This is a genomic window from Peribacillus saganii (assembly GCF_003429095.1).
Classification (GTDB): domain Bacteria; phylum Bacillota; class Bacilli; order Bacillales; family DSM-1321; genus Peribacillus; species Peribacillus saganii.
Genome location: NZ_QVTE01000027.1, coordinates 24,010 through 41,598 on the forward strand (window position 1 = coordinate 24,010; position 17,589 = coordinate 41,598).

The window sequence follows — 17,589 nt, forward strand, 5'->3', positions numbered from 1 at the left end:
CCTATGGGTATATTATGTGAGTAAGAAAGCAAAAAGGTGGTAGGTATGATTTCTATAGTAATTTTCACATTGCTAGCTTTAGGAATGGGTTTATATAACCGATATGTCCCTGTGAAAAGTATTCCGTGTAATCATACGGGGGAGTTAGATCCTAACACGATAATACTAGATATACGGGATTATAATAACAAAGGGAATGATATAGATCCTAAATCAGTTAACATTCCTTATGCATATTTAAGACGTTTTAAAAGCGAGATTTCACCGGGTAACATTCATGTAGTCGCTTCTGATAGATTGGAATTGAATTTAGGACTTCGTTTTTTAATCAGAAAAGGTTTTAATGTAACCAGTTATGAAATATCTGAATGTCCTTGTAAAGGGAAAGGTGGATTAGAACATGGAGTATGATAAAAGTGTAATAAATCGTTTAAAACGCATTGAAGGGCAGCTAAAAGGCGTATTGGGAATGATGGAACAGGGAAAAGATTGCAGAGAGATTGTAACTCAACTTTCGGCAGCGCGTAATGCGATTGATCGTACAATGGGTGTTATAGTGAGCCAAAATCTTGAGCAATGTGTTCGAGAAAATGTAGAAAAAGGAGAAGCTACCGAACATCTTGTGAAACAAGCTGTTGAACTGCTAATTAAAAGCAGATAAAAAGTTAGGGGTTGACACGTGTTATTATTCATTTTACTATATACCCATAGGGGTACTCGTGACACCCTTTTATTTTTAACCTTTTATATACCTATAGGGGTAAAGGTATTATTTGATTGGAGGCAGAAAAAATGAAGGCTGATAAAGTATTAGATGCTAAAGGATTGGCATGTCCTATGCCAATCGTAAAAACAAAAAAAGCAATGAATGAAATAGAATCAGGTCAAGTACTAGAAATCCATGCTACAGATAAAGGAGCAAAAGCTGACTTATCAGCATGGGCCAAATCTACCGGGAATGAACTATTAAAACACGAAGAAGAAAGCAACGTTTTAAAGTTTTGGATTAAAAAAGGCTAATATTTTAAACAAAAAGTAAATAGGGGGAAGATTGAAATGACAGAACAAAAGAAAAAAACGACTATTATTTTATTCAGTGGAGATTATGATAAAGCAATGGCTGCATACATTATTGCAAATGGAGCTGCAGCATACGACCATGAAGTTACCATCTTTCATACATTCTGGGGTTTGAATGCGCTCCGCAAGGACGAACCATTAACGTTAAAGAAGGGATTCCTTGAAAAGATGTTTGCGAAAATGATGCCCCGCGGCGCCGACAAAATGGGATTGTCCAAAATGAACTTTGCTGGAATGGGTCCTAAGATGATTAAGGAGGTCATCAAAAAACACAATGCGATGACACTGCCTCAATTAATCGAGATGGCGCAAGAACAGGAAGTTAAGCTTATTGCATGCACGATGACAATGGATCTGTTAGGCCTTCAGCAAGAGGAATTATTAGACGGGATTGAATACGCAGGTGTAGCGGCATATCTGGCCGATGCTGAAAATGGAAATGTGAACCTATTTATCTAAAAAAATAACAAGAGGGGACTAAACAGTTCCCTACATAATAAAGGAGGCAGGTAAATGGAGTATTTAAATTATTTGCTCATTGGTCTAATAGTATATTTTCTCCTGCAGCGGTTGCTTCCCGCAAAGGGAGTAAATCAAATTACAACCTCTGAATTAAGAAGTGAACTCAAAAACAAAACTAAACAATTTATAGACGTTCGAACAGCCGCTGAATTCAGGGCGAATCACATCAATGGATTTAGAAACATTCCGCTACATGAACTAAACAGAAAAGCTAACGAAATACCGAAAGATAAAGAAGTGATCCTCATTTGTCAAAGTGGAATGAGAAGCAATAAAGCGAGCGAAGTGTTAAGGAAATTAGGTTATCATAACGTGACGAACGTAAAAGGCGGAATGAGTGCTTGGTCTTAACCACTTTACTAGGAGGGAAACGAAATGGAACAACTAACAGCAAAAGAAGTTGAAGCTTTATTAACTCAAGGAAAGACGCTTAATATCATTGATGTTCGTGAAGTCGAAGAAGTGGCAGAAGGAAAAATTCCAGGAGCCGTGAACATCCCATTAGGTCTAGTTGAATTTCGTATGCATAAACTGGATAAATCCAAAGAATACATTATGGTCTGCCGTTCAGGGGGCAGAAGTGGAAGGGCCTCTCAATTTCTGGAAAGTCAAGGTTTTAAGGTAATTAATATGACAGGTGGAATGTTAGCTTGGGAAGGGAAAAAAGAGTAAAATTTTTTGATCATTTCAATACCCGTAGCGGTATTTGTTAAAGGAGGAATTTTTTAATGGAAACCATTAAATCAAATGTTACACTGGACGCAAAAGGTTTAGCTTGTCCAATGCCTATTGTGAAAACGAAAAAGGCTATGACTCAGTTAGAGGGGGGCCAAGTACTGGAGGTTCAAGCTACTGATAAAGGTTCGAAAGCTGACATGAAAGCTTGGGCTGAGAGTACTGGACATCAATACTTAGGTACTATTGAAGAGGGAGAAGTCTTAAAGCATTATCTGAGAAAATCTTCGGCAGAAGAAACGGCGGAAAAAAAGCATCCTAACGTTATCAACAATGAAGAGCTTCAAGCAAAAATAGCATCCCATGACAGTATTGTAATCCTTGATGTAAGGGAAGAGGCGGAATATGCATTTAACCATATTCCAAATGCCATCTCCATTCCATTAGGAGAATTAGAAGGCAGACTTAATGAGTTAAACAAAGAGGATGAAATATTTATTGTATGCCGTACAGGCAGCCGCAGTGACTTAGCTGCACGAAAGTTATCGGCAAATGGATTTGCGAAAGTGGTCAATGTATTACCGGGTATGAGTAAGTGGACAGGAGATTCTGTTAGCCTTAATCTTTAGTCTGATTATAAAAATGGGAATTGGTTAATTCTCTGCTCCAATTCCCATGTTAAAACAAGGGAACAACAACTAACCATGCCGGTGTGCAAGGGACATTTTGCAGAAGGTTTTACTAATGACAATTTACCCTCGATCCCAGGACTGTTTGCAATGGAGAAAAAGATGGGAGTTAAAATTCCTCGTATTCCAAATGACAATGGATGTCATGGGGCTTAAAAAACAAGATTTTGTTGAAGGTACTAAAGTGGGCGCTGCAGTGACATTCCTTGAGTCTGCCAAAGACGCGGATGTTACGTTTGCATTTTAAACAGTAATATTTTTTTATCAAAAAATATACTATAGGGGGTATTGGTTATGTCAGTAATTATGATGACGGCTAAAGAGGTTACACAACGAGTTTTTGATAAGAAGGAATTGTTCATTCTGGATGTGCGAAATGAAGATGCTTTTCAAGATTGGAAAATTGAAGGACAAAATTTTGAATACCTGAACATTCCGTATTTTGACCTGCTTGACGGGGTAGAGGACATCCTTCATCAAATTCCAATCAATCAAGAGGTTTTAGTTGTGTGTGCAAAGGAAGGTTCATCCATCATGGTGGCAGAAATGCTATCAGATGCAGGGCGTGATGTTTCTTACCTGCAAGGCGGAATGAAAGCATGGAGTGAATATCTAGAACCCGTAAAAGTTGGAGATCTAAAAGATGGTGGAGCGATCTACCAGTTTGTCCGCATCGGAAAAGGATGTCTTTCCTACATGGTCGTTTCTAATGGCGAGGCAGCGATCATTGATTCGACCCGTATGGCAGATGTATACACTGCATTCGCCGATGGCATCGGAGCAAAAATCACAAATGTTTTTGATACACACCTTCACGCTGACCACATTTCAGGCGGAAGAACGATTGCAGCTAGAACAAATGCAACTTACTGGCTGCCTCCTAAAGATGCAACAGAAGTAATATTTGAGTATCAACCATTAGAGGACGGAAACAGTGTAACCATTGGGAATACAACGATCAATATTGAAGCCCTCTATTCTCCGGGTCACACCATCGGCTCCACGTCATTTGTCGTGGATGAAAAGTACTTACTTTCTGGAGATATCCTTTTCATCGATTCCATCGGAAGACCAGATTTGGCAGGACTTGCTGAGGACTGGGTGGGGGACTTGAGAGAGACGTTGTACAAACGTTATAGAGAACTTTCAGAAGAACTGATTGTGCTTCCGGCTCATTTCATGATCATTGAGGAATTGAACGATGACGGAAGCGTTGCGAAGAAACTCGGAACACTTTTCGCAGAAAATCATGGTTTAAACATTACGGATGAAGAAGAGTTCAGAAACATGGTTACCGGCAACCTGCCTCCACAGCCAAACGCATATCAAGAAATCCGTGAAACAAATATGGGCAAGATTACACCGGATGAAGAACAGCGGCGCGAGATGGAAATCGGACCTAACCGTTGTGCGGTGCGATAACTAACAATTAGAGATAATCAATATGAAATTAGGAGAGATGAATTATGAATTCAGATAAAGTATTAGACGCAAAAGGCCTTGCTTGCCCGATGCCAATTGTTAAGACGAAGAAAGCGATCAATGAACTGCAATCTGGAGAAGTGCTGGAAGTCCATGCGACAGATAAGGGTGCAAAGGCAGACTTAATTGCATGGTCAAAATCTGGTGGACATGAGTTATTGCAATCCACAGAAGAAAATGGTGTATTGCAATTCTGGATTAAAAAAGGTTAACACGTAAAAAAGGGAACCAAGTTTGGTTCCCTTTTCCGTAAAGGGGGTCTACAGATGGACATTGTATTTATCATCACCATTTTCTTAATCGGTTTTATAGGCTCATACATCTCAGGGATGCTTGGAATAGGCGGATCAATCATTAAATATCCGATGCTTTTATATATCCCGCCCTTATTCGGTCTAGCAGCATTTAGTTCGCATGAGGTTTCAGGCATTAGTGCTGTACAAGTTTTTTTCGCTACGATTGGCGGAATATGGGCATATAGAAAAGGGGGCTATCTCAATAAAACCCTGATTGGCTACATGGGAGCCAGTATTTTAGCAGGCAGTTTTATTGGAGGATATGGTTCCAAGTTAATGTCTGAAGATGGCATAAACATAGTATATGGGGTTCTCGCCTTAATCGCTGCCGTAATGATGTTTATACCTAAGAAGGGAATCGATGATATTCCTCTTGACCAAGTGAAGTTTAACAAGTGGCTGGCCGCTTCTTTATCTCTTATAGTTGGGGTCGGCAGTGGTATTGTCGGGGCGGCAGGAGCATTCCTTTTGGTGCCAATTATGCTGGTCGTTCTGAAGATACCAACCAGGATGACGATTGCTTCTTCGTTAGCCATAACCTTTATTTCATCCATTGGTGCAACAATTGGAAAAATTACAACCGGCCAAGTCAATTATTACCCTGCCTTAATCATGGTGATTGCCAGCATTATCGCATCTCCTCTTGGTGCAATGGCCGGGAAAAAGATGAATACAAAAATACTTCAAATTATATTAGCTTTTATCATAACAGCAACTGCAGTGAAAATTTGGTTAGACATTTTATAACTTCTGCAGGGGCCAGAACGGGGTGATAAATATGATAACAAAGATGCATTGTAGTCAAGGTTCTTGAGGCATCACTAAGGAAAGAACCGGAAAGAGATGGGTACCTCCAATATGTCCTGGGTTTTTCATTTGGCTTCTGGCAGGAGTCATTATATTAATTATAAAAGTAATATAAAAGCTTTGTTAATGTTTCATTATATAATTTGTGATTGTTGTTAAAATTCACAAAGGTGTATTTATAAAGCGGTGAACCGAGGCTGGGAATACTTGATAAGGAAAAGATGTCACTATCTTCTTAGCAATATAAAGAGCGGTTAACCTTTTTATAATGCTAAGTAGACCTATGTAATTTGAAATCCTTAAAGCAATATATATAACATAGAAAATACTAAGCTCTATGATTATAATTAACTTACTCACAATATCTTGAACAATAAAGAATTGTGATTAATCAATACTTCTTCCATAATTAAAAGCAGGAACAAAAATAGAAAGGATTGAAAACCTATGCAGACAACAATTAATTGGACAGGAGATATGGCTTTTTCAGGTACAACACCATCTGGTCATGAAATAAAGATGGATGCTGCTCCAGAGGTAGGAGGAAATAATAGCGGAGCACGACCAATGGAATTGCTTTTACATTCGCTAGCTGGCTGCACAGGAATTGATATCGTAATGATTTTGAAAAAAATGCGATTTGAGCCTAGTGCGTTTAAAATGGAAATAGAAGGATCACGGGCAGAAGAACAGCCAAGACGATTTACCGATATTCATATTCATTATTCACTAGAAGGAGAACTTCCTGAAGATAAGGTAGTACGTGCTATTAAGCTATCAAAAGATAAGTATTGTTCTGTATCTCATTCACTAAATGTAAATGTTGTAGCCAGCTATTCTATTAATGGTGTTAAGGGCAGTCAAAATATATAAGCTGTTTTTTCCTGAAATTGTTTGTACTATTCCTAAGTACTGAATAGAGTAAGGGACAGCACAGCACTATAACATAATGGATCAGCAAGCGGACACGATAATAAAATTGTGTCTACATACAGTCGTACTTATTAATTTTATCCACGATAAAAGAGATGTTTAGTCTGTAAAAGATTAAAGCATCTCTTTTGTTTTTTACTCGGCCGCATTAATAGAAAAATATACAACTTTCCTCTTTAATTCGGCACAACGGCCTTAAACGCATAGCAAGAATGACTCAAGGCAAATACACTCGAGGTTTTTTGATTGCATAAGGTGGTGCTTTATATATTAAAATGGATGGAAGTGTTTCAGCAAAATTTAAAGATACCATTGATATTTCTCTAAATATGTTTGCGAAAACAGTTAAAATTATCTGAAGAAAATGAAGGGATATAATATAAAACATTTGCTTGAACATTCTCAAGACTAGCAGGGGACTTGCAGGATTTAATGAAAACTTTTTACAGTATAGTAATGACCAATAAGAGGACATTACTTGCATTGCATGTTTTAACAGCGCTGATAAATTCTTATTAGAAAAGGCGTATAATAAAAGATAGGGTCACTTAAAGCAGAATTCCTTTAGTTTAAGGAGGTTAACAATGACCATTGGACTGATCATTACATTATTCATCATTGGACTTATAGGATCATTTATGTCCGGCATGCTTGGTATTGGCGGGGCAATCATTAATTACCCCATGCTTTTGTATTTACCAGCTTTACTAGGACTAGCATCATTTAGTTCGCATGAGGTATCAGGAATAAGCACTATACAAGCATTATTCGCATCTATTAGCGGTGTATGGGTGTATCGTAAAGAGCGTTACTTAAATAAATCTTTAATTAGCTATATGGGGATATGTGTTTTTGTCGGCAGCCTTCTTGGCAGCTATGGATCCAAGTTATTGAATGAGGATAAGGTTAATTTGGTCTATGGGGTGTTGGCACTCATTGCAGTAATTATGATGTTCATGCCAAAGAAGGGATTAGATGATAAAACTTTAGAGTCAGTATCTTTCAATATATGGTTAGCTTGTGTACTCTCATTGGTAGTGGGTATTTCAGCCGGAATTATTGGAGCAGGCGGTGCTTTTTTATTGGTGCCAATTATGCTTCTCGTATTAAAAATCCCTACTAGGGTGACAATAGCATCCTCGTTAGCGATAACATTCATATCTTCCGTTGGTTCGTCCGTGGGAAAAATAACGACAGGGCAGGTTCCGTTGATACCCGCAGTAATTGTTGTCATTTCAAGTTTAATTGCAGCTCCACTAGGGGCTATTACAGGAAAAAAAGTTAATATCAAAGTCTTACAAGTACTTTTGTCTGTTCTAATATTAGCCGCAACATTAAAAATTTGGATAGACATTTTGTAAGGAACAAACGCTATTTATTTATCTCTACGTATGTTTCAAGAGCAGGATGATATACCTTTTCAAAATGTTCATCTGGACAACTTTTAACTATAAGAGAAAGTATTTTATTTGACTTATTAGTATTCAGTCTTTTTTTACATTTAGGACAAATGTCTAAAAAAAGATATTTTAATATATTCAAAGAACACGCCTCCATTCCCATTCCTTTAATTCCTATTTGTATACTATGGATTATACTCTCATTTAAATTTTCGTCAAGTACTTTTAATTTGTTCTACAAAAAGGGGTCGCTAAACGCTTACGACCCCTGTTACATTATAGTTCCATACTTAAATACCGCTCGCCAGTATCTGGAGCGAATTGCAGCCGAGCATTCTGTGATAAATATGAATGAATTACCCTAATCCGTAAATACAGAAATTGTAGAATGTTGTTGACAAAAGTCCTACTATTAATCATTATATATGAAGAAAACAAATAGACCTACTTGGATTTAAAATTGAGGTGACCACATGTACTTGACGATAGATGGAATAGAGAAGAGTTTTATTAATGAGAGAAAAGAAAAAGTCAAAGTCCTGGATAACATTAACCTGAATGTTAAAAAGGGGAGTTTTGTATCGATCGTCGGTCCTTCAGGATGCGGCAAATCAACCTTGCTTTATCTAATAGCAGGCCTGGATAAAGCGGATCAGGGTGAAATTCGGGTAGCTGGGAATTTGGTTACAAAACCAGGTCCTGAACGAGTAGTGGTCTTTCAAGAGGCTGGATTGTTTCCGTGGCTGACCGTATTGGAAAATGTAACATACGGCTTGCTGCTGAAAAAAATGCCGAAGGAGCAGGCACAACAAAAAGCACTTGAAGTTTTAAAAATGGTCCATCTTAGCCGTTATGTCGATTCTTACCCTCACCAACTTTCAGGAGGGATGAAACAAAGGGTTTCCATAGCAAGAGCGTTAGTGATGGAACCTGATATTCTATTAATGGATGAGCCATTTTCTGCACTTGATGAACAGACAAGAATGGTTTTGCATAAAGAGTTGCTAGAAATCTGGAGAAAAACAAAAGTAACGATCTTTTTTGTGACCCACAATATTCGGGAAGCGGTATTACTTTCCGAACAGGTTGTCGTATTTGCAACCCGCCCAGGGAAGATCAAAGAAACCATCACAGTTCCTTCGATGAAAGATGGAGTGATGCCTGACGGTGTGACATTACAAACGGAACAAAAAATATTATCAATCTTACAGGAAGAAATCGAGAAGGTATTGAAGGAGGAGATGGGTGATGACTACAGCTTTAAGACGAATCATCTTCATCGCGGTGATAGCGGCGATATGGGAAGTCACATCTAGATTATCCGGCCTTCCGGAATTTATGTTTCCAAGTCTGACCCAGGTATTTGAAACGCTTGCGAACGGTTTAATGAGCGGGCAAATAACTGCAGCCATCGGTAAAAGCCTTGGCCGTATCCTGCTTGGATTTACGATTGCTATCATTGTTGGATTGATCTTGGGCTACTTTATCTGGCGTTTTAAGATCGTTGAAGATACGCTTGGATTTGTTGTTACCGCTCTTCAGTCGATTCCAAGTATCGTGTGGTTTCCGTTAGCGATTATTTGGTTTGGATTGAACGATATTTCCATCTTGTTCATTGTCACAATCGGTGCGACTTGGACAATGACCGTAAACGCAACAAGTGGATTTAAAAATGTTCCACAGCTGTACCAACGTGTTGCTAAGACATACGGATCAAGCGGTTTCCATTTTCTTCGTACTGTTATTCTACCTGCGTCTGTGCCTCAGATTATATCAGGGCTGAGAATTGCTTGGGCATTTTCTTGGCGTGCGCTTATGGCGGGGGAACTTCTTGGTGGAGGGGGAGGACTGGGACAGCTCCTTGAAATGGGACGTTCGCTCGGACAAATGGATCTTGTGATTTCTGTAATGATCATTATTGCCATTATTGGAACAATCGTGGACAATGTTGTTTTTTCAAGGCTGGAACGAAGTGTAGAAGTAAAATGGGGATTAAGAGGACGATAAGATTAATAAAAACAGTCAACAAGGAGAGAAAATAATGAAGAAATCTATGCTTTATCTGTTACTTATTGTATTGGTAATGGGTATACTGAGCGGATGCGGCCAATCAGGCAGCAAAGACGCTGGCAATTCAAACGACAATACTATCACAATTGGGTATTTCCCAAATCTAACACATATAGCGACCATTGTCGCGCTTGAGAAAGGCTTCTTTAAAGAAGCGTTCGGAAAAGATGTAAAGATAGAAACGAAAACTGTCAGTAATGGCGGACTTTTCATGGAAGCAATGTCTACCAAGGCTATCGACGTTGGTACAGTCGGCCCTGGTCCTTTACTGAACTTTTATGTTAAAAATAAGGAGTATCGACTGATCTCCGGAGCTGTTAACGGTGGGGCGGTTCTTGTGGCAAGAGAAGACAGCAAGATTGATCGTCTGGAAGATTTAGACGGCAAAAAAGTTGCAATTCCCGTTATCGGCAGTACCCAGGACGTAATGTTAAGAAAAGCACTCCAAGAGGTTAATTTAAAGGCAAAAACGAATGGTGGAACAGTAGAGTTATTTGCAGCTGCTCCTGCCGATACAGCACCATTGTTTATACAGAAATCAGTGGATGCTGCAGCAACCCAGGAGCCTTGGGGATATGTTCTCGAAAATCAGGCAAAAGGGAAGCTGCTGCTTGATTGGGATCAGTTTGCCTGGGGTAAGGAGTCAACCAATACAGTAGTAGCAGCGAGAGCAGACTTTGCGGAAAATAAAGATATGGCAAAGGCTTACTTGAATGGCCACAAGAAAGCTGTGGAATTTATTCAGAACAACCCTGAAGAAAGCCAGGAAATTGTAATTAAGCACCTTAAAGATTTAACAGGTAAAGAGTTAAACAAAGACGAAGTGACAGCCGCTTTCTCACGTCTGGCTGTAACAACCGATGTAAATGAGAAAGTTATTCAGGAAATGGCTGACATCAGCAAAGAAGCCGGATATGTTCCGAGCAATGATATTGAAGGTTTGGTGGATCTGAAATTGCTCAACGAAGTAAAATAAAGTTTTTAACTCAGATTAAAAAGGTTTTGGGCTTTTGCAAATAAGCCCAAAACTTTTTTATTTGAAGAGCAGAGGAGTAAGTAAATCGGTTAAACTTGCAAAACTTTAAGATACCGAGCTTTTGGCAAACGATGGTGAAAGATGTTACAAATGCTCACCTTAAGGCGGGATGGTATAATAATCATCATAAAGTCTGGAAGCATTGAGGTTTTTATTTAATGAAGGTATTTCTTCAGTATACTCACAACGGTGGGGGCCTTCTGTTTATTAGACATATTTTCATAAAGTGTTATGGGTCAATTAATGTACGTCTACAAAAGGCTCCTTTATTTCCAAACCACTCATCAAAGACAAGGTCGGTTGAAAATTTATCTAAAAAAACGATTGCAATACCTTGCGTTTCGGCATTTGCTCATTCGGGAGATATGAGCGATATGTCTCTTGAAAATACATTTAAAAACCTTCATATTTATGAGAGGAGGTGCGATATGCGAAGCGATATACAACCGAATGAAAAAGCATTCTCTTCCAAAGAGGTAGCGGAAGAAGTGGGAATTGCAACTCCCACAGTCCGAAAGTATGGCCAAATCTTAGAGCGGAATGGATATGAGTTTTTGAAGGATGGCGACCGGCGTATCTTTGTTCAGTCTGACATTCGAGCGCTTATAGCGTTACGTGATACGGAAAAGCCCCTAGACGATACGGCTAAAGATCTTGTGAATCAACAGAAAGAAAGATTAGAAGGATCCCATGAAACGGAGATAGCGATAAACGATACATATGAAGCTTTACCACAGGACCCCAGTCAGTTAAAAGAGGTCTTATTGTTTGTAGTCAATGAACTGGCAGCCACACGTGAAGTGAATATCCAACTGAAAAACGATATGGCACAGCTTAAAACAAAGGTATCCCGACTCCAGCAAGACCATCATGTTATAAGTTCAAGTATTGGAAATTCAGCACAAAGAACTAATGCTAAAATTGAAAAATTAAGTGAACAACAAAATACCCACTACGAAACATTGCTGCAAGAAGAAAAACAAAGAAGCCAAATCCTGCAAAAAGAAATACAAAATATGCGGAACGAACAGAAAAAAGAATGGAATTTGCAAAGTGATTTTAATAAACGTTTAGAAGAAGAGATACAAAAACGCAATGAAAAACGGGGCGGCATTTTCTCAATATTCCGTAAATTAGGTGGCCGTTAAGGTTTTAATTTCGTAAAGATTGAGCAAGTTATGATATGATATTTGATTCACATACGTGCTATAAACGTATTGGCAAAGACAAACGAAGGCACAACCCAAATCCTGATCCCTTCTTAAAACGATATCTAAACTAAATAACTTTACAATCTTAAATAATCTTATTCAAGCGACATGACACCCTAATATCGTTACGCGATACGGAAGGCTTTCAAGGTGCAATATATAATCCAATTATAAGGAGTAACGATGTCCAGTTATATCGTATTTGAATAAATTAGATATAATTGGTGTTTGCAGCATCCATTCTTCAAAATATGGCCGAACCAAGAGCAAAATGAACATGAATTTTTAAGGATTGGCATTGAGGACCACTTATAACGTATGACGATACGCAAAGGCCCATAGATAATGCAGCCTTATAATAACAAAAGAAAGTTGGAAGACCGCATGTAAAAGAGGTAGTGGTAGAAAGATGCATAGGACTTTGTCGCCCATACTTCCAAACAATTTAAAAGCCATCTGATGAAAACTAATATTGCTCTTTTTCTATACAGGCGAAGCCATGTCGAACTAACAAACGATATGGCTTACTTTAAATTGAAGGTTTCCCTGAACAAGTTCTAATATTCGAAAATCAACTCAAATTCATTCGTGTTAAAAATTGAAAAGAAAGTAATATCTCTCTGATTCACCCCTATTGATATAACTGTAAGAAAATCAATACTAGTACAGTTTCAAGAGGGAAAGTTAGGTCCATATTCTCCATTTTTTAAATTTCAACATTTCCCGAGAAATATCTACAAAGTCTGAGTAGATATCGACAAAAGTTAAAATTTCCGTGTTTTGTTAGAAATATAAATTAAATGGGAAAATGCACTATTTAATACATTCAGACAAACCACATTATGTTAACGGATAACAAAACAACGGCTTCCTTAAATCTTACACTCCCTCGACTTTCGGCAAGCACTGTTTAAACTGCCCCTAAACCCGAATTAAAAAACGTTGCTATTTCAACGACTGCTTACAAAAAGGAATTTAATTTAGTGGCCTTGCTGTTTTACCTGTTAAGAATGATTGGATATCCTGGGGAGACATCTTTCCAGTAAATAGATCCAATATAATTAAAATTCGAACTGAAGTAAGAAAGAATTCCCCTAATGAACATATATCGAAGACCTATTCTGATACAAATTTTCCATGTAACATTGGTTTCGTTTTTGCACAACCTTATTTCAGGGGGTGTAATAAAATAATGTCCAATCAAAATCAAAACAATAATCAAAATAACAATGGAAATAACCAAGGGATAGCCAATAATATAGGCGAATATATTAAACATACTGCCGGTGTTGCCTTTGATGCTGTCCAAAACACAATCCAAGCAGCGGAGAATATTGCAATGAATGTTGTTAATGAAACAACTAATGCTATTGATCAAACTATCAGTAGTGCAACCCACATGGGAAGTCAACAGAATAACCAAAACCAACAAGCTTCAGTCGGCCGGAATCAAGCCGGACAAGCACAAACTGGACTGGGGCAATTCGGTGCTGAGTTCGCGAGTGAAAATACTGCTGCTGCTCAAGCGAAGAAACAGAACCAACAAGCTTCAACTGGCAGCCAAGCACAAGCAGGTCTGAAAAAACTCATGACTGAGTTCGCAAATGAGTTTACAGGTGATACGGCAAAGAATCGAAACCAACAGCCGTCAGCAGGGAAAAATCAAGGCGCCCAAGGACAAGCAGACCCCAAGCTAAACAACCTTATGACTGAGTTCGCAAACGAGTTTAGCGGCGGCGCGGCAAAGAACCAACCCCAACAAGGGTCTGCCGGCAAAAAGATAAGCGGCCAAGGACTAACTGGACCAGGAAAATACGGTACTGAGTTTGCGAGTGAAAATACAGCAGCTCAGGTAAAGAAACAAAACCAGCAAGCTTCTGCTGGCAAGAACCAAGGGACCCAAGGACAAGCAGGTTCAAAGCTAAATAACCTGATGACTGAGTTCGCAAACGAGTTTAGCGGCGGCGCGGCAAAGAACCAACCCCAACAAAGGTCTGCCGGCAAAAAAATGAGCGGCCAAGGACAAGCCGGACAAGGAAAATATGGTACTGAGTTTGCGAGCGAAAATACGGCAGCTCAGGTAAAAAAACAAAACCAGCAAGCTTCTGCTAGTAAGAACCAAGGGACCCAGGGACAAGCAGGTTCAAAGCTAAATAACCTGATGACTGAGTTCGCAAACGAGTTTAGCGGCGGTGCAGCGAAGAACCAACCCCAACAAGGGTCTGCCGGCAAAAAAATGAGCGGCCAAAGACAAGCCGGACAAGGAAAATATGGTACTGAGTTTGCGAGCGAAAATACGGCAGCTCAAGTAAAGAAACAAAACCAACAGGCATCTGCTGGACGGAACCAAGGCACGCAAAAACAAGGTGAGTAACCCATCGGCTTTTCGTTCAAAAAAAATGGACTCTATTGATAAACCATTTTAGAACGGTAAATAAAATTGATCTATTATTAGGAAGTTGTAATGGATACTTCCTAATAATAGATTTTTTTCTTTTTCGTTGAATCACCATATTTTGGCCATGGATTATCACCAAGCTTAAATTAAAACAATTACATATAAAGGGATATAATACAACTTGACGAACTAATTACGCAGGTGAATTATCTGGTTCTCTTCCGGTTGGAAACATTCAAACACACCTTACAGAAGCTTCTCCGGTGCTAATATTGCTTCTAACACTTGTTTTTGTTAAACTTTGCAATTACTTTTATTATTAGTTAGTGTGATAAATATTAACGGTAGAATCATATTCAGAATAAGTAACATGTTACGGGAGGTAATGATGACCCTAGGTAAAATAGAAGAAATCATAAGAATAAAATTCAACCAGTTGTTACCTGGACTTTATTCTATCTCTGCTATCATTAGTCTTCTTAATACGCACAGCACCCTTTATCGCAACGATCTTATTTCAATTACAGGTAATAATTTTTCGCCGACGTTCTACGTTATAGGCTGTGCAGCCATTACTGTAGTAGTTTTATTCTTTTTAAGAGATCCATATAAAGAATCTTTAAAATAAGAATAAGTTTGAAAACATTATCAGAATAGAGAAGCACTGGTTCGATTCCCGTGTAGCAGCATTTACCAGAACTATTTCATGTAGAAGCGCCCGCAGTTGGTACAGGATTTCCATATGGTGTGGGTCGATTCTCTAACATGATCGGATCAATCCTTATCGGTTTTCTATATACAGGTTATGGTTATGAGTTGTACTTTTCATATTAACACCTCCACGGCTTTATCGTTTGTAAAACTAAGGAGATTTATTCCATAAGCTGTTGACGCTGGAGATAAAGGATCCATGATGTATATGCACCGAAAATATTAATGTATCTATCCAGGTCTGGGATCGGGCGGAAGCAGGCCAAACTGATAACCTTTATAGGCCGTCACTAAACTTCATCATCGTAAATATGCAAATATATTAAACCGTTTATTTCTTGAAGAATACACCCACAATAATGATGTTCCGTTAGCCCCGGAAAGTTTGAAGGCCTACTGTGTATATAAAGTATGGAAAGTACATGTTAAAGTCCAACATGGTTCATTGGAAGTGCAGAAGGAATGGGTTAGACGTTTATAATTGACAATCGAATTAAATAATTTTTATTTGAATTACGACCAGTATTCGGAATTTCGTTATGGAAATGAGGATGTGAAAAGGTGGAAACAAAAATAGAAGTAAAAGAATATACAAGCGGCTATCAATCACAGGTTGTGGATTTGATCCTTCATATCCAGCAACAGGAATATGGTATACCAATAACTAAGGAGGATCAGCCGGATTTATTTAATATTGAAAATTTTTATCAAAAGGAAAACGGTAACTTTTGGGTCGCTGTTTCAGACGAACGTGTTGTTGGAACAATTGCCTTGCTTGATATAGGAAACCACCAGGGTGCTTTAAGAAAGGTATTTGTGGCAAAGGAATTTAGAGGAAAGGTACATAAAACAGCTATCCTCCTCCTAAACAAAGTGTTTGAGTGGGGACGAAAAAAAGAAGTTAATGAAATCTTTTTGGGAACTACATTGCAATTTGTGGCAGCCCATAGATTTTATGAGAAGCATGGTTTCGAAGAAATAACTGCTGAAGAACTGCCTGCAGCATTTCCAATTTTAAAAATTGATAAAAAGTTTTATAGGTATGTCATTAGTTAAAACCTTTGGTATCCAGCTTCCGAAATAAACCCATGTGAAAAAGTGAAATAATTAGTTATAGTGTTTATGAAGACATCCTTTACTAAGGGATGTCTTTTTTAAAAGAATGCAACGAATACCCCGTTAACCCGTATAATTATTAATGGCATTGTAAACATCTTTAATCATATCTAACTTACTATTTCGAAATTTAGAGGACTTTGGCGAATGATAACGAATATCATACATGATACCTAATTTTAGGAAATTACTTGCTTCCAGGAGGAAATAAATGTCCTACACTGAACATCACCCAATTATTGAAAAAGTATTGGAAAATATAGATCATGTTATTATTGGAAAGCGGAATATTGCTGAATTAAGCCTGGTCGCGCTCCTGGCGGAAGGCCATGTACTGCTTGAAGATGTACCTGGCGTTGGGAAAACAATGATGGTCCGTGCACTGGCAAGATCCATCAGCGCCAATTTTAAAAGGATTCAATTTACTCCAGATTTGTTGCCGTCAGATGTCACGGGGGTTTCTATTTATAATCCAAAAGAACAGGAATTTGTATTTAAACCAGGGCCAATTATGGGAAATATCATCCTCGCAGACGAAATTAACCGTACTTCTCCAAAAACTCAATCGGCGCTGCTTGAAGGAATGGAAGAATCCAGCGTGACAGTTGACGGAGTAACAAGAAAAATGGAGAAGCCTTTTTTTGTAATGGCAACTCAAAACCCTATCGATTATGAGGGTACGTATCCACTTCCAGAGGCACAGCTCGACAGATTCCTTTTAAAAATTAACATGGGTTACCCTGAGATATCTGAAGAAATGGAAGTCCTGAACAGAGCTCAATACTCACACCCAATTGAAGATTTAGAACCTGTGATTACTCTTGAAGAGCTGAAGAATCTTCAGCTTGAGGCGAAGGCTGTCCATGTGGATGAAATCATAAAACGGTATATCGTTGAGCTCAGTAGCCGAACACGGACACATACCAGCGTTTATTTAGGTGCAAGTCCACGCGGCTCGATCGCTTTGATGAAAGGTTCACAGGCGTATGCTTTGCTGAAGGGAAGAGATTATGTTCTTCCTGATGATGTACAGTATCTTGCCCCAGCAGTGCTTGCCCATCGGCTTATCCTCAAGTCTGAGGCAAAGTACGAAGGAATCAGCACTGAAAAAATCGTCCGGGATATTATTGCAAGAATAGCAGTCCCGGTTCAAAGGTGAATCC

The 17,589-nt window shown here is 38.6% G+C and carries 20 protein-coding genes; all 20 read left to right on the plus strand.

Annotation, left to right across the window (positions count from 1 at the left end):
* Positions 1–45: 45 nt before the first annotated feature.
* The 20 genes from D0469_RS10030 (at position 46) to D0469_RS10135 (ending at position 17,585) form a co-directional block, all read left to right on the plus strand.
* The gene (locus tag D0469_RS10030; protein WP_117326607.1) at positions 46–411 is read left to right on the plus strand and encodes a sulfurtransferase; all 366 of its coding nucleotides are present in this window, start codon (positions 46–48) and stop codon (positions 409–411) included.
* Complete coding sequence (locus D0469_RS10035; protein WP_117326608.1) at positions 401–661, plus strand: metal-sensitive transcriptional regulator; 261 nt, start codon at positions 401–403, stop codon at positions 659–661. The genes D0469_RS10030 and D0469_RS10035 overlap by 11 nt, the downstream gene beginning before the upstream one ends.
* A gap of 131 nt (positions 662–792) precedes the next feature.
* Entirely contained in the window at positions 793–1,020 is a 228-nt protein-coding gene (locus tag D0469_RS10040; RefSeq protein WP_117326609.1) for a sulfurtransferase TusA family protein, read from the plus strand.
* A gap of 36 nt (positions 1,021–1,056) precedes the next feature.
* Entirely contained in the window at positions 1,057–1,539 is a 483-nt protein-coding gene (locus tag D0469_RS10045) for a DsrE/DsrF/DrsH-like family protein (RefSeq protein ID WP_117326610.1), read from the plus strand.
* A gap of 54 nt (positions 1,540–1,593) precedes the next feature.
* Positions 1,594–1,953, plus strand: coding sequence for a rhodanese-like domain-containing protein (locus tag D0469_RS10050; protein WP_117326611.1), 360 nt, complete (start codon positions 1,594–1,596; stop codon positions 1,951–1,953).
* 24 nt (positions 1,954–1,977) lie between these two features.
* Positions 1,978–2,274 (plus strand): rhodanese-like domain-containing protein, encoded by a 297-nt coding sequence (locus tag D0469_RS10055; protein ID WP_117326612.1) that lies wholly within the window; start codon positions 1,978–1,980, stop codon positions 2,272–2,274.
* A 56-nt stretch (positions 2,275–2,330) separates the two neighbouring features.
* Positions 2,331–2,906 (plus strand): sulfurtransferase TusA family protein, encoded by a 576-nt coding sequence (locus D0469_RS10060; RefSeq protein WP_117326613.1) that lies wholly within the window; start codon positions 2,331–2,333, stop codon positions 2,904–2,906.
* A gap of 115 nt (positions 2,907–3,021) precedes the next feature.
* Positions 3,022–3,213 (plus strand): DsrE/DsrF/DrsH-like family protein, encoded by a 192-nt coding sequence (locus D0469_RS10065; RefSeq protein WP_407675736.1) that lies wholly within the window; start codon positions 3,022–3,024, stop codon positions 3,211–3,213.
* Positions 3,214–3,260: 47 nt separating this feature from the next.
* Positions 3,261–4,388, plus strand: coding sequence for an MBL fold metallo-hydrolase (locus tag D0469_RS10070; protein WP_117326614.1), 1,128 nt, complete (start codon positions 3,261–3,263; stop codon positions 4,386–4,388).
* Positions 4,389–4,432: 44 nt separating this feature from the next.
* Positions 4,433–4,660 (plus strand): sulfurtransferase TusA family protein, encoded by a 228-nt coding sequence (locus D0469_RS10075; protein WP_117326615.1) that lies wholly within the window; start codon positions 4,433–4,435, stop codon positions 4,658–4,660.
* A 54-nt stretch (positions 4,661–4,714) separates the two neighbouring features.
* Positions 4,715–5,491 carry a sulfite exporter TauE/SafE family protein gene (locus D0469_RS10080; protein ID WP_117326616.1) on the plus strand — a complete coding sequence of 259 codons (777 nt, stop codon included), beginning with the start codon at positions 4,715–4,717 and terminating at the stop codon, positions 5,489–5,491.
* A gap of 507 nt (positions 5,492–5,998) precedes the next feature.
* Positions 5,999–6,424, plus strand: coding sequence for an OsmC family protein (locus D0469_RS10085; protein ID WP_117326617.1), 426 nt, complete (start codon positions 5,999–6,001; stop codon positions 6,422–6,424).
* Positions 6,425–7,068: 644 nt separating this feature from the next.
* A complete protein-coding gene (locus D0469_RS10090; RefSeq protein ID WP_117326618.1) occupies positions 7,069–7,845 on the plus strand; it encodes a sulfite exporter TauE/SafE family protein in 777 nt (258 codons plus the stop codon).
* Between the two features lie 512 nt (positions 7,846–8,357).
* Entirely contained in the window at positions 8,358–9,200 is an 843-nt protein-coding gene (locus D0469_RS10100; RefSeq protein ID WP_117326619.1) for an ABC transporter ATP-binding protein, read from the plus strand.
* The gene (locus D0469_RS10105; protein WP_117326620.1) at positions 9,133–9,891 is read left to right on the plus strand and encodes an ABC transporter permease; all 759 of its coding nucleotides are present in this window, start codon (positions 9,133–9,135) and stop codon (positions 9,889–9,891) included. The genes D0469_RS10100 and D0469_RS10105 overlap by 68 nt, the downstream gene beginning before the upstream one ends.
* Positions 9,892–9,925: 34 nt before the next feature.
* Positions 9,926–10,930 carry an aliphatic sulfonate ABC transporter substrate-binding protein gene (locus D0469_RS10110; protein ID WP_407675737.1) on the plus strand — a complete coding sequence of 335 codons (1,005 nt, stop codon included), beginning with the start codon at positions 9,926–9,928 and terminating at the stop codon, positions 10,928–10,930.
* Positions 10,931–11,418: 488 nt separating this feature from the next.
* Positions 11,419–12,138 carry a hypothetical protein gene (locus D0469_RS10115; RefSeq protein ID WP_117326622.1) on the plus strand — a complete coding sequence of 240 codons (720 nt, stop codon included), beginning with the start codon at positions 11,419–11,421 and terminating at the stop codon, positions 12,136–12,138.
* Positions 12,139–13,393: 1,255 nt separating this feature from the next.
* Entirely contained in the window at positions 13,394–14,575 is a 1,182-nt protein-coding gene (locus tag D0469_RS21880) for a gamma-type small acid-soluble spore protein (protein ID WP_117326623.1), read from the plus strand.
* A gap of 1,296 nt (positions 14,576–15,871) precedes the next feature.
* Complete coding sequence (locus tag D0469_RS10130; RefSeq protein WP_117326625.1) at positions 15,872–16,366, plus strand: GNAT family N-acetyltransferase; 495 nt, start codon at positions 15,872–15,874, stop codon at positions 16,364–16,366.
* A gap of 271 nt (positions 16,367–16,637) precedes the next feature.
* Entirely contained in the window at positions 16,638–17,585 is a 948-nt protein-coding gene (locus D0469_RS10135) for an AAA family ATPase (RefSeq protein WP_117326626.1), read from the plus strand.
* Positions 17,586–17,589 lie beyond the last annotated feature (4 nt).